7 protein-coding genes and 4 pseudogenes are annotated in these 12,970 nt (G+C 68.1%); 6 read left to right on the plus strand and 5 right to left on the minus strand.

Going from position 1 to position 12,970, the window contains the following annotated elements:
* Positions 1-1,610, minus strand: a pseudogene (locus AB0H37_RS44335) (hypothetical protein); the annotation flags it as partial.
* A 147-nt stretch (positions 1,611-1,757) separates the two neighbouring features.
* Here AB0H37_RS44335 and AB0H37_RS44340 point away from each other — a divergent pair.
* From AB0H37_RS44340 to AB0H37_RS44350, 3 genes and pseudogenes are all read left to right on the plus strand, one after another.
* A pseudogene (locus tag AB0H37_RS44340) lies at positions 1,758-2,770 on the plus strand (Tn3 family transposase).
* Positions 2,771-4,369: 1,599 nt separating this feature from the next.
* Complete coding sequence (locus AB0H37_RS44345) at positions 4,370-4,585, plus strand: hypothetical protein (RefSeq protein ID WP_360618746.1); 216 nt, start codon at positions 4,370-4,372, stop codon at positions 4,583-4,585.
* A gap of 154 nt (positions 4,586-4,739) precedes the next feature.
* The gene (locus AB0H37_RS44350; protein ID WP_360618747.1) at positions 4,740-5,651 is read left to right on the plus strand and encodes a hypothetical protein; all 912 of its coding nucleotides are present in this window, start codon (positions 4,740-4,742) and stop codon (positions 5,649-5,651) included.
* Between the two features lie 162 nt (positions 5,652-5,813).
* On the opposite strand, the gene AB0H37_RS44355 is transcribed toward AB0H37_RS44350, so the two are convergent.
* The 4 genes from AB0H37_RS44355 to AB0H37_RS44370 all read right to left on the minus strand — a co-directional run bounded on the left by AB0H37_RS44355 (position 5,814) and on the right by AB0H37_RS44370 (position 10,496).
* Positions 5,814-6,317: a hypothetical protein gene (locus AB0H37_RS44355; RefSeq protein WP_360618749.1), complete on the minus strand. Its 504-nt coding sequence runs from the start codon at positions 6,315-6,317 to the stop codon at positions 5,814-5,816.
* A 1,233-nt stretch (positions 6,318-7,550) separates the two neighbouring features.
* Positions 7,551-7,844, minus strand: a complete 294-nt coding sequence (locus AB0H37_RS44360; protein ID WP_360618751.1) for a hypothetical protein — start codon at positions 7,842-7,844, stop codon at positions 7,551-7,553.
* 16 nt (positions 7,845-7,860) lie between these two features.
* Positions 7,861-9,759 carry an APC family permease gene (locus tag AB0H37_RS44365; RefSeq protein ID WP_360618752.1) on the minus strand — a complete coding sequence of 633 codons (1,899 nt, stop codon included), beginning with the start codon at positions 9,757-9,759 and terminating at the stop codon, positions 7,861-7,863.
* A 62-nt stretch (positions 9,760-9,821) separates the two neighbouring features.
* Entirely contained in the window at positions 9,822-10,496 is a 675-nt protein-coding gene (locus AB0H37_RS44370) for a response regulator (RefSeq protein WP_360618753.1), read from the minus strand.
* A 360-nt stretch (positions 10,497-10,856) separates the two neighbouring features.
* On the opposite strand from AB0H37_RS44370, the pseudogene AB0H37_RS44375 reads away from it, so the two are divergent.
* The 3 genes and pseudogenes from AB0H37_RS44375 (at position 10,857) to AB0H37_RS44385 (ending at position 12,740) form a co-directional block, all read left to right on the plus strand.
* Positions 10,857-11,235 (plus strand): annotated as a pseudogene (locus AB0H37_RS44375) (metalloregulator ArsR/SmtB family transcription factor).
* Positions 11,232-11,914, plus strand: a pseudogene (locus tag AB0H37_RS44380) (cation transporter). The pseudogenes AB0H37_RS44375 and AB0H37_RS44380 overlap by 4 nt, the downstream one beginning before the upstream one ends.
* 433 nt (positions 11,915-12,347) lie before the next feature.
* Positions 12,348-12,740 carry a hypothetical protein gene (locus AB0H37_RS44385; RefSeq protein ID WP_360618755.1) on the plus strand — a complete coding sequence of 131 codons (393 nt, stop codon included), beginning with the start codon at positions 12,348-12,350 and terminating at the stop codon, positions 12,738-12,740.
* Positions 12,741-12,970: the final 230 nt, after the last annotated feature.

Here is a 12,970-nt window from a genome sequence, read left to right on the forward strand (position 1 = left end):
TCCAACCGCTTCCGTCCGGTGTGGCGCTTACGGCGCTCCACCTTCGGCAGCAGCGGCTCGATCCGCTCCCACAGGCTGTCGGGCACGATCCATGGAGGCTGCTCGCCCTTACGCACCCGCCCACACCACACCCGACCGTCACTACATGTCGCGCTACATACACATTTTGTTATGACCTCTAAGTCCTGCTGCGGGTACTTCTCCGCCAGCGCCCGCGTGACCCGGCGCCCCTCCGGCGTCTCAGAGGCGGGCAGGCCCCGGATGAACTCCGCGCGGCGCTTCTGCTCGGCGATGCCCGCGCGCAGCCCGCCCATGGCCGCCTGGAGGTCCTCGTCGTCGTCCCCGGACACGTACCGGTGGCAGACCGGCCGGACGCTGTTCAGGTCCCCGGACCCCTTCAGCTCGAAGATGTCCATGCGCGCCGTCGGGTCGAGCGCGACGCCCAGCACCAGGGCCAGCGCGCACGACGTCTTCCCCGATCCGGGGATACCTCCGACCAGCAGGTTGGAGTACATCAGGGTGATCGTGACGAGGTTGCCGCGCGGATCGAACCCGAACGGGAGCGGTTCGAAAACGTCGGCCTGGCCCTCGCGCATCAGCGGCCACAGCTTCCGCGGCGCCTTCGCCGGATCCTCCCGCGCGACCCACAGGCGCAGCCGACCAGGGTGCGCGGCCCGGTCGCCCTCCGGCCACACGGTGGAGATCGGACGGCGCATGGCCGCGGCGAGATCCTCCCGCTTCTCCAGCACCTTCGCCGCGGTCGTCGCGCCCGGCAGATCGACGTGCGCGAGCCAGCCGGACCCGTCGATGGCGATCGGGTCGACGAAGTCGATGCGGCCCTTCACGCCGATCGCTTCGAGCGCCGCCTCGACCTCAGCCGAGTCCAGGCGCCGCTGGAGCTGGACGGCGACGTACCGGGTGACGATCGGGCGGTCGGAGTCCCGCCCGACCCAGCCCAGCGCGCACAGCGCCGCCGCGCCGGCCGCCGTCAGCGTCCAGGCGGGCAGCAGGACCGCCGCGAGCGTGACCAGCAGCGCGACCGGTACGGCGACCACGACCGAGGCGCGGCGCCGCGGGCCGGTGTGGCGGGACTGGACGGTGACGAACCGCGTCCAGGCGTCCGGGTCGCCCAGCGCGGCCTTGGCCTCCACCGGGCGCGCCTCGGCGTCGGTCACCCACCGCCACCACTTCCGGGTGGTGCGGGCGCCGCCGCGCGGAGCACAGGCCCACAGGCGCCCGACATAGACCGGGGCCCGGAAGGTGTGGAACCCCCACTCCCGGCCATACCAGCGCGCGACGAACGCGGCGGAGTCGGCGAGCTGGGCGCGGTCGCGCAGCCACACCGGCACCACCCGCGGCGCCTCCGCCAGCCGGGCCCGGCGGTCGTCCAGCCACCCGGGACCGGTCGGTCGCCGGAGCGTCGACCGGTACCGCCTCAACCGTCTCGGCCTCCAGCTCGAAACCGCCGCCTCGCCGAGGAGAATCGCCGACTCCGGGAACAACTCGCCCGCGTGCTCGGCCAACTCCGCGCCGCCCGGCTCCAGAGCCCACCCGTCCCGGCAGCCCGCCGCCGAGATCGCGGTTCGACAACGATCGGTCGGTGCTGACACGACCGGAGGACAAACCGGTCAGGTGCCTCTCGGACGCTGTCCTCACCGCATCGCCTCAGGTCAACGAGGTGAGGCGCGGCGGAGCTCAAGATAAGCCTGGGCAGCAACATCGGGATCAAGCGCGTCGCCGACGGCGCCGCCGCGGCATTGGGCGAGGTGGCCGACAACGAGGCGGCGCTGCGGCGCACCCGGCAGCTGTTCATCAACCGGGACAACCTGCGCGCCGCCATCCGCACCGTGGTCAACGAGACGCTCAAGGCCCGCGACACGGCCCTGTGGGGCGCGGGCACCTCATGCGCCTCGGACTCGCGCAAGTTCGGGTCCTGGTCGAAAAACGTCATGACCGAGTGGCACCAGCGCTACGTCGGCCCGGGGATCATGGTGTACTGGCACGTCGAACGCCGGTCGGTGTGCATCTATTCGCAGATCACCACCACTTCGGCGTCCGAGGTCGCCTCCATGATCGAGGGCCTGCTCCGGCATTTGACCGACGCCGAGATCGACCGGCAGTACACCGACACCCACGGCGCCTCCATCGTCGGGTTCGCCTTCTCCCACCTGCTGGACTTCCAGCTGCTGCCCGGCTGAAGAACATCGGCTTGGCCCGGCTGTACCGGCCCGGCGTGGTCACCGACGAGTCCCCCGAGGGCGGGTCGTGGCCGCACCTGGAAGAGGTGATGTCGGCTAAGACGATCGACTGGGACCTCATCACCCGGCACTACGACCAGATGATCAAGTACGCCACCGCGCTGCGCCTGGGCACCGCCCAGTCCCACCAGATGCTGCGCCCCTTCACCCGCGGCGGCCCCAAGCACCCCACCTACCAGGCCATCGAGGAACTCGGCCGGGCCATCCGCACCATCTTCATCTGCGACTACCTGGCCGACGAAGAACTCCGCCGCGAGATCCACGAGGGCCTCAACGCGGTGGAGAACTTCAACTCCGCCAGCAAGGACATCTTCTATGGCAAGGCCGGCGACCTGACCGGTGACGACCGCGAGCACGCCAAGGTCTCCGCCCTCGCCCTGCACCTCATCGCGGCCACCATCACCTACCTCAACACCGTGGTGATCCAGATCGTCCTCCGCGATCCCGCCTGGCAGAAACGGCTCCCCCCGCCGACCGGCGCGGCCTATCGGCCCTGTTCTGGTCCCACCTGAACCTCTACGGCCGCTTCCAACTGGATATGAACAGTCACCTGGACCTGGAGTGCCCCACCACCACCGCATCACCGCCCGGTATTGGCGGCTGGCCTCTACTGGTAAATGGCGCATTCTGCGATACCGGGACTACTCAACTCGGGATACGGCATCGAAACGCATCCAACCGATGCCACCCGAGGCAGCGTCGGTTTGCACTTTGAGATAAGTCTTCCCATCCGCACCGGTAGCGGTCTCACAGTACGGCCCAACACGTTCGCCTTGAGGCTTTGTCTTGAGCTTGAGCGTTTGGTCCTGTGTCGGCTGGCTATAAACACCGGCTTTCGGCCATGTGATCTGCCAATGGCAGGTTGTGGCTCTTGGCGGTGGCGTTGACACAGGTGGAGGGGGTAGTGGATTCGTCGGCGTGGGGTCGGATGTCGAATGAGGGGATGCTGTCGACCGTTGCCTGGCGGACGGCAGGGACTCCGTGCTCCTGCTCTCGCTCTTAGTCGGCGAAGCCGACGGCGCAGTCGATGAGCTCGGAGACGCCGAGGCGGTAGGCCGGATCTTGCTCGCGCCAGAGGCGGTCCGTATGAGGTCACGTCCTGAAAGCACAGCCGCAGCTGCTCCGACAGCAACGATGGCGCCTAGAGACGGAATCACGACCGGCTTGGAACGAAGCAACTGACGGAGCGTCCTTTTCCCGAGCTCTACCTCGGCTTTCACATGCAGCGGCCGGTCAGGCGATGAGCCCAACGCAGGGACCTCTGATCGTGAAGCACCTGCACCTGAGAAGGCTGCTGTGGGTGGGCGCTCGTCCGGCTCGAGAGCAGCCGGCGGAGGATCGGTTGGCTGCACGCTCGTGAGCGACGAGGAGCGCTGGCTGTTCTCTTGATCAAACTCGAACGTACGAGCAGAAGAGAGATTTAGTGTCGTGCTGTTGGCCGCCATCGATGGGCTATCTGCCGACGTCGGGTCGGCGGTTGGGGGTAGTTGGGGTTCTGCAGCCGCTAGCCATACGGCTAGACACCAGTCTCGATAGCCGCCCGAGGCGCCCGCGGCGTCAAGCAGCGACTCGAAGGGCTTCTTGAACGGCCGTTCTCCGTTTTTCCATCGGTAAACAGTGTTGCGGGAAACGCCGATACTTTCTGCCTTCGCTGCGACCTTTTCCCCAGGGACGCTGTACAGCAGAGATTCGATCACCGCTGTCAATTTGACCCGTTCTGGTGATCGGTGACCTTCTTCTTGCCCTTTGACCGATCCTTCTTCTGGTGACTCCATCTCGCTCATCTCGTCTCGTCCCAGGTCAAGTGGTGAATATGCAGGTCAGCCAGGTGGCGATCTCAACTGGTCTCTTCTCGCATCACCCCGTGGCAGCGGCTCTAGGTCGCCTGTTTTAATCTTGCCGCAAGACGCCTCCAACAAGATCCAGAATGGGAAGGAACCCTGTTGTCCGTACGCATACCTATCACTTGGCGCTGGGTGCCGCTGGCGTTTGCGCTCGTGATCACAATGTCTGGTGGCGGACTCCTCGACGGCGCCCAGCCAGCCAGGGCCAACGCCTCCTCGAGAACGGCGCTCACCACATCATCTGAGGCGGCCTGCCCTCGATGGCGAGTGACCTGGCCCAAGGCTGCGGTGTACGAGAAGCCGGCCCGGATCTATCACAAGGTCGCGGTGAAACGCCGTAACCAGACGGTCACTGGTGCACTCTGCACGCGCTGGACGTACTACAACAAACGCGAGCACGTTCACTACCTGGCCGTGAAGGCTCCGAAGGCCCAGGACCGCATCGGCTGGATCAGGCTCGCCGCAGTCCGCCGTAGCAAGTGACCGCAGGGCATGGGCGGCGAGGCACGAACGCTCGATGGCCTCGTCGTCCTTGCCCGCTCCGCGCGCTCTGTATACGGAAACTCCCGATGCCAAAGCATCTGAGGTCAGTTCACATCGAGGTAAAAGACTACCCGGAAACACAGGAGAGCAGGAAATGCCTTCGACCAAACGACTATCCATCGCCATAACCGCGGCCCTGGCTATCACGGGCGCTGTCTTTGTGTCGGCATCGCCGACCTGGGCGACAACGCAGCAGCACGCCGACCACGGCGACTGGGTGAAGGCCTCGCGGGCGACGCTACGTCTCGCTCCCAACCATTTGGTGCTGGCCAACGCGCGGAAGAAGGACCGCGTCCGTGTCCAGGCCCAATGCCGCGGATGGGTCCGCGTCCAGGTCCTCTCGGGGCACGAGATGGTGACAAGGATCGGCTGGCTGCAGCGAGGCCATCTCCTCAAGGCCTCCAAGCCGGGCGGCCTGCGTGGCGTTCTCACGAACTGCGGACAGACCAGCAAGGACGTCCGCCGCTGGCGCACCTACGTTGCGGCAATGAACGCGCCACTGCACTCCTACTACTACACCGGGCGAGGCGCATACAACGTCCACGAGACGGCTGCGCTCTGGCACAAGGTGAAGTTCCCAACTGGTGTCTCCCTGGCGTCTGGTCCTAGCTGCACGCCGTCCTACAACTACGCGCGCCATCAGGCTGGCGAGCGGGTGGATTCTGCGCAGCCAGTGAGCAACGTCGATCTGACGGACATCGCCTATCGGTACGTAAGCCGGACCGGGGCCGTGGCGCTGGTGTCAATCAAGCGACCGGGACAGCATGCCCGTGTATGGGCCTTCGTCCAAAGCTCCTGCCTCACCCCGAAGACCGGTGGCAAGTACACAACCGTCTACTTCCCCAACGTCGTGCAACTCGACCGCGCGCCCAAGGGCAGCAAGGCACTGCGAACCAGAGATCTCAAGCACTACGGCTGCCATGCCGGCCTGCGATCGCCGTCTCAGCCTCGGTTCGGCTGGTGGCCGGAACCGGAGAAGGGTCGGCAGCCGGGCTGCCCGTACTGAGCGAAACCAACCGAGTTGGGAGCATCACACCTCAGATGCTCGGAAGGAGGCGGAGGGTCGCCACCGACGCGGCGGCCTTCCGCCTCATCAGTGCGCCGACACATTTGGGAGCCGCAGTGCGCTCCGGCAGGCGAAGGGCCAGGGCCGCCATCGCCTCAACGATCAGCCGCTGCTCGACGATGCTCGGCTCCGCCGGCAGCCGACCGCGCAGCACCGTCGCGGCCCGGTCGACGTCGTCGATGAACGTCCGAGTCCGGGGATCGCGGCTCGCCGCACGCGGACGTCGGCATCACCGGAGAATTCGATAAGACTCTCGGCACGGCTGCGAACGGCCGCAACCGCTTCAACGTGGCCCACCGGGTCGCCGAACCCCACGTTGCAGTGATCGAGGGCTTCGGATCCGATGCTGACCAGCAGCTCAACGATGCCGGACCGGTCAGACGTAGTGGCCTCCTCCACCAACTCGAACAGGAACGGAACGCTCGCCGCCGTGCACGGATACACATCACCCTGATGATGGACCGCGCCGTAAAACCTGCCGAGCGCCTTCCGCCGCTCCTCGGCGTCCGAGGAGCGCATCGCCAGTAGGAGGTCGGGGACCTCCGCCGCCGAGCCGTAGGCATGCTCCATCGACGACCAGTCGATGTCGTGAAGTCCGCTAAACATGGGCGACACTATGCCCGGCCGCACCGACACCGGGGATCACTCCGGCGGCACTGCTCGATCCTGAATGGCTTGTCGGCTGCGTGGCGCTTCTTCCTGAAGACGCTCGCAGGGAGATCAGCGACTCCAGCGACGGGATTCTCCCGCCTGGAATCCGGCTCAGCGCGAGGCGTGCCTGAACCCTCCCCGATACAGATCGCGTGCGTCACCCGCAGAACTCGAGGTGGTCGGCGAGGTGATCCGCGCTCTGGTTGTCAACGGCGGGCCAATCGTGACCCTGCGCTTGCCGAAAACTCCGTTCATGTGGTCAGGAAGGGCCGCCGATGAGCGGGCCACAAGATCGCCAACGGTCCTTGTCGGCTCGTTGTCGGCTCGGCGGTTCCGAACCGGACCGGTACGCATCGGCACCGTGCGGCACGAAAGTCGGGCTCGATGCGGACGGATCGACACAGGCCGACACCGAAAAGGCCGCTCCGATACGACAGTTTCGGACTTTTATCCGTAGGTTGTGGGGTTCGAGTCCCACGCGACCAACCATCCCTGACCAGGGCAAACGCGAGTATGCCCAGCTTGTCCGCCGCCCGCTTCGCCCCACTCCGTCCCCATGTCGGCTCCAGGGCGGCTCGCGGGCATGCCTCGGGCCATCAACGGCCGATTGCGAGCGCCACAGGCCAGATCGACGGTCCCTGGAGACCTGCCCGCCCTCGCGGGCTGCCCAAGCACGGCGACACGCCTTGGCGTAGGCATGGCCAAAAGCTCGAGCACGGCGGTAGGGGCAAGGTCACTCTGCTACTGGATGGCGTGAGAAGCGGAATCAACTCGGGGAGGGAGATCGACCCGCTTGCGCAGTGACGACGGACGCTGGCTGACTTCACCCGCAGGGTCCTCGACCTGAAACGCGCGCTCGAGGATATCTCAGTTAATTACCTCCCTCAGCCACATCTTTAAGGCTCCCCACGCGCCGGGCCAGGCGTCCATGCTCGCTGTACGGCGAACGATCGAGGGCGCAGTCCCGGTCGATGGCATCCCGCAGATACTTCGGCCATGCGGATGCGTGACCTAATTCATGTATTCCGCACGTTGTCGAAACCGGGGAAGGGCTGGAGGTCGAAGGTCATTCGAGCAGCGCCCCATCGTCCACGTGGGCTGATTCTGCTCCGACTCCGTTCTCGGATACGCAGCCTGAGTGTGGACGTTGAACATGGCAGGCGATTCAAGGGCCGAGGACGATGAAGGCTACGACGGGTCATGGCGTCTCTTGGCACGCTCCAAGACATATCCGATGGCGGCCAGCCCGGCGCACAGGAGGATGCCGGGCAGCAGCACCGCGAGCAGGACGCCGCGGTGTTCGATGTTGAGGGTCGCCAGGCCGATGACCACCAGGCCGAGTCCGCCTGCGAACCACCAGGGCTCGGACTCGTCCATGTCGGCGGTTTCGCTGCGCCCTCGCGGCGTGCTCGTGCGGTGCGAGGCCCACCGGGCCAGTGCGATGCCCCCGACGACGAGGATGAGGCCGGTCAGTTCGTTCATGACGTCATCTCCCGTGTCACGTGTTCATCGGTTGGGCCAGGCGCGGGCTGGGGCCGGGGAGGGGTGCCAGGCGGAAGCGGAGGCGGCAGACCACGGCTTCGGTGTCGCGGCGCAGCGCGTGGGCGAGGACGGCGCCACGCTGGTTCTGCAGGACGCGCTGCCAAAGGTGCTCGGGCTCCAATTCGGGATGAGCACGAAGACGTGCCGTTCGCGAGCTTCCCGGACGTATCGCACGATCGGCTCGACCAGGCGCAGGCGCTCTCCGTCGAGCAGGACGAGTTCCACGCCTGGCGACCAGGCCTCCTATGCGGCAAGGAACCGTCGCCGTTCCTCGTCGTTTTCGGCGTGGACGACGTGGACGGCCACCACCCGGTCGCTGAGGCTGAGCGCGGCGGCGAGCGCTTGGCGGGAGAGATCGCTGATCTCGCCTATCGGGTACGACCACCAGGGATTTGCGCGGACGGGGCGGGCGCGGCGTGCGGCCCAGTTCGAGCCGTTCGCCGATCCGGTCGTAGGCGCGGCCGATCCGCTCCATGAGCACGACCAGTGCGGGCAACGCGAGCAGGATCAGCCAGCCTCCCTCGGTGAACTTGGAGATCGTCACCACGACCGCGGCGACGCCGGTGAGCAGTGCACCGAGCCCGTTGAGCAGGGCTTTGGGCCGCCAGCCGTGGGGACGGTCGGCTAGCCAGTGCCGGACCATCCCGACCTGGGACAGGGTGAATCCGACGAACACGCCGATCGCGAAGAGCGGTACCAGGGTGTTCATGTCGCCGCGCGCGACCACCAGGAGCAGCGCCGAGGTGGCGGCCAGGAACCCGATGCCGTAGCGGTGGACCTGCCGCTCGGCCCGCAGCGCGAACGGGTGTGGCAGGTTGTTGTCGGCGGCCAGCAGCCGGGCCAGCACCGGGAGTCCGCCGAAGGATGTGTTGGCGGCGAGCGCGAGCAGCACGACGGTGGCGAACTGCACCACGTAGAACCCCGCTCCGTGCCCGACGGCCGCTTCGGTGACCTGCGAGAGCACCGTCACGCCGTCCACCGGCCGCACGGAGAACCGCTCGATCAGTAGTGCGATGCCGATCAGCATCAGCGCCAGGAGCGCGCCCAAGGCGACTTCGGCGCGCTGGGCGCGCTTGACGCGGGGCCTGCGGAACGACGGGACGGCGTTGGCGATGGCCTCCACGCCGGTGAGCGCGGCGCAGCCGTTGGCGAACGCCTTGAGCAGCAGGAGCGCGCCGACCGTCTGGAGGCCGTGCGCCTGGACGGGGGCCGCGTGCTCGGTGGTGACGGGGTGGTCGCGCAGCAGCCCGATCACGATCACCAGGATGATCGCGCCCACGTACACGACGGTTGGGACGATGAACAGCCGGGCGCTGGGGGCGATACCCCGGTAGTTGACGAAAGTGATCAAGGCCAGGACGGCCAGGCACAGCCACACGGTGTGGGGCAGGAGTTCGGGGAAGGCCGAGGTCAGGGCGGCCACGCCGACGGCGACCGAGACCGCGACGTTGAGCACGTAGTCGACGATGAGGGAGGCGGCGGCGATCAGCGAGGGCCGCCGGCCGAGGTGCCGCTTGGCGACGCCGTAGGCGCCGCCGTAGGCGCCGCCGCCTTCGGGGAAGGCCGCGATCACCTGGCGGTAGGACAGGGTCAGGACGGTGAGCAGTGCGGCGATCGTGAGAGTGACCGGCAGCGTGAAACCCATGCCCGCTCCCCCGGCGAGCGCCAGCATCAGCACGATGGCCTCCGGGCCGTAGGCGACCGATGCCATCGCGTCCAGGGAGAGCGCGGCCAGTCCGCCCACAACACTCAGACGGTGCCGGTCGCCGGCATCGGGAGGTTCCTCGGCGACGTCGGCCGCGTCTCGTGCCGGTTCGCCATCGCGGTGGTGGACCCCGGCGAGGGGGGTTCGCATTCGTTCTCCTTGTGGATGAGGTTCGGCGCCTTTGAGGGCGGGGCCAGCGGGCAGATTCGGCGTCATGGGTCGAACCGGTAGCCCCGCCCCGGTTCGGTGATCAGGTGTCGTGGCCGGGAGGGGTCGTCCTCCAGCTTCCGGCGGAGCGAGGCCAGGTAGACACGCAGGTAGTTGACCGCGTCGACGTGTTTCGGGCTCCAGACCTCGGCGAGGAGGCGCTGCCGCGAGATCAGCGTGCCGGGGTGGCGTACCAGGATCTCCAGCAGGCCCCATTCGGTGGGGGTGAGGTGGACGCGCCCTCCGTCCGGTCCGTAGACGATCCCGGTCAGGTCGACGGCGTTGCGGCCGACGTCCACCGTGGGGCGCGGCCCGGCGACCGGCGTCCGGCGGGTGACCGCGCGGATTCGTGCGACCAGTTCCTCGACGCCGAACGGCTTGGTGACGTAGTCGTCGGCGCCGGCGTCCAGTGCCTCGACCTTGTCGTCACCGCCGGTCCGGCCTGACAGGACGATGATCGGCACCTGGGACCAGCCGCGCAGCCCGCGGATGACGTCCATGCCGTCCAGGTCGGGCAGCCCGAGGTCGAGGATCACCAGGTCCGGGTACCAGTCGGCGGCACCGGTGAGGGCTCCGTTGCCGTCCGGAGCGACCGCCACCTCGTACTGGCGGGCACGCAGGTTGAGCCGGAGGGTCGCCCGCATCTGCGGCGAGTCGTCCACCACCAGCACCCGCGGCATGATCGCCTCCTTCGCTTGGGCCGTTCCCGGTGGCCCCGTGTTCTCCTAACTGCGGATGCACGCCTTCCAGAAGGGTGCGTCCGCGAAGTTCAGCATAAGTTTTGAATTCGGCCGGAATCTGATGGGCATACGTGTTGTTAACGCTCGGACCGGCAATTTTAACGGCGCCTTGACGCCCTCGACCGCACCGCTTGTACGGGGAGTGTGTGCGGCTCCAACAGTCCCGCGCCCGGACCGACCACAACGTCGGCCGAGCGCGGGGCAAGTCCGTTGCGGGCAGCCGCCGCAGGCAGCGACCTGCTGTTGAATAATCCCGTCATGCGACTATCATCGCTATATGGCGATTGATTCTGATTGTGAATGACATCGTTGGACGGGCTCGCCCCGGCGGCCGCGCTGTTCCACTCCCTGGCCGATCCGGTCCGGCTGTCGATCGTGCAGCGGCTGGCGCGGGGGCGAGGCCCGGGTGGTGGATCTGACCCGCGAGCTCGGGCTAGCGCAGTCCACGGTGTCCAAGCATCTGGGCTGTCTGCGCGGCTGCAAGCTGATCGATTACCGTGCGCAGGGCCGCCAGTCGTTCTACTTCATTGCGACCCCGGAACTGCTGGACCTGCTCCGCTCGGCCGAGCACCTGCTGGCCGCCGCCGCCCGCGCCGTCGCGCTCTGCCCCACGTACGGCACCGCCGCCGAGGGCGCGCAGGTGGGCACCTGCACTCCGGATGCGCAGGTGCGGGCGTGACCACGCTGTCGCTGGGACCGTCGCCGCGGCGCCGGGCGGTGTTGGCCCGGCGGGTGCGCCTGCTGGTGGCCGCCACCATCGCCTACAACGTGATCGAGGCCGTTGTCGCGATCGGCGCGGGCGCGCTGGCCTCGTCGGGGGCGCTGCCGCCGTCGCCTGGCAGTTCTCGGCCCCGGACCCGGAGCTGGTGGAGCGGCGCGAGAAGCGGGCGCTGCGGATCATCGCGGTGTCGTTCTTCGCGCTGGCCGCCTACGTGGCCGCCGACTCGGGGGTGCGGGCCCTGGTCGGCGGCGGCGAGGCCGGGCACTCCACGACCGGGCTGGTGCTGGCCGCCCTGTCGCTGGCGGTCATGCCGTTCCTGTCGCACGCGCAGCGGCGCGCCGGCTGGGAGCTGGGGTCGGCCAGCGCGGTCGCCGACTCCAAGCAGACCCTGCTGTGCACCTACCTGTCCGGTGTGCTGCTGATCGGTCTGGCGGTCAACAGCCTGTTCGGCTGGTCCTGGGCCGACCCGATCGCCGCGCTGGTCATCGCCGCGGTCGCGGTCAAGGAAGGCCGTGAAGCCTGGCGGGGCGACGCCTGTTGCGCCGTCCCCGGCCCGACCGCCTCCACCGCCGACGCCGCACCCAGGGCCACCGGCGGCATCGCGTCCTGCGGGCCCGGGTGCGCCTGCTGCTCCTGACCCGCCCCTCTTCATCCCCTCACCGTTCCTCCTCGACGATCGGAGACATCGTGGCGATCGCCGCGCTGGTCATCTACCTGTCTGGGCCGCTCTGGCGTTCGGGCTGCGCACCTTCCTGCAGTGGCGTCGCACCGGCGACACAGAGTTCCGCGGCGGCGGCCTGGAAAAGGGCAGTACCCCAGTGGTGGGCCCGGGTGCTGTTCACCACAGCCCTGCTCATCGGCGCCGCGGGCCCATCGCCGCGCTGGCCGGCTTGCCCGCCATCGCCACCCTGGACCACGCCACCGTGCAGGCGGCCGGGATCCGCTGGCCGCGGCCGGGGTGGTGGCCACTTCGGCCGCACAGACCTCGATGGGCACCTTCTGGCGGATCGGCGTCCAAGACGGCGAGCGCACCGACCTGGTCACTCGCCACCACCGCCGGGCTGGCCGCCATGGTCCCCAACGCCATCGCGCTGGCCGGCCTGGTCCTCACCATCGTGGCGATCGAGGTGCAGGTCCGCGCCATCGAAGAGCCCTACCTGCGGACCGTCCACGGCGACGCCTACACCGCCTACGCCGCCCGCGTCGGCCGGTTCCTGCCCGCCCTCGGCCGCCTGGACCCGGCCACCCGCCGATGCCGCGCTTCCCGCCCCGGGTGCTGCCCGGCCCGCCCGGCAAACCCGTGCCACCACCCCACATCACCGCCGACGCCGCGCGTCTTCGCCCGCGACCTGGCCGCCGGAGGGCCCCGGACCCGCGAGGCGGCACGGTCCTTAACCGATCCGTTCGTCCAGCTCGCCGACACCTGGGACACCGGCCTGCTGACCACCGCTTTCTCGCAATGATCAGCCTCGACCTGTCAGCACAAATGCTCCGCGCCGACGCCGCCGCACTTCCCGGACACTGGCACGCCACCGAAGCCGAAGCCGGCTGGGGCGCCTGGGCTCTCCTACGCTCCACCGGCTACTGACGGCCCTGGTTGGTTCCCGAACTCGACAAAATATCTGCCCCGTCGATCATCAAACGGTGCCCTGGCCATCGATGAACGGTGCCGCTTCTCGATGGCACGGCCAGG

This window comes from Actinomadura sp. NPDC023710 (genome assembly GCF_040639875.1).
Classification (GTDB): Bacteria; Actinomycetota; Actinomycetes; order Streptosporangiales; family Streptosporangiaceae; genus Spirillospora; species Spirillospora citrea.

What these genes read in the sequence shown, in the direction of transcription:
- AB0H37_RS44350 (WP_360618747.1), top strand. Translation starts at nt 4,740, where the DNA reads ATGCCTTCGACCAAACGACTATCCATCGCCATAACCGCGGCCCTGGCT.
- AB0H37_RS44355 (WP_360618749.1), bottom strand. Translation starts at nt 6,317, where the DNA reads ATGTTTAGCGGACTTCACGACATCGACTGGTCGTCGATGGAGCATGCC.
- AB0H37_RS44360 (WP_360618751.1), bottom strand. Translation starts at nt 7,844, where the DNA reads ATGAACGAACTGACCGGCCTCATCCTCGTCGTCGGGGGCATCGCACTG.
- AB0H37_RS44365 (WP_360618752.1), bottom strand. Translation starts at nt 9,759, where the DNA reads ATGCGAACCCCCCTCGCCGGGGTCCACCACCGCGATGGCGAACCGGCA.
- AB0H37_RS44370 (WP_360618753.1), bottom strand. Translation starts at nt 10,496, where the DNA reads ATGCCGCGGGTGCTGGTGGTGGACGACTCGCCGCAGATGCGGGCGACC.
- AB0H37_RS44385 (WP_360618755.1), top strand. Translation starts at nt 12,348, where the DNA reads ATGGTCCCCAACGCCATCGCGCTGGCCGGCCTGGTCCTCACCATCGTG.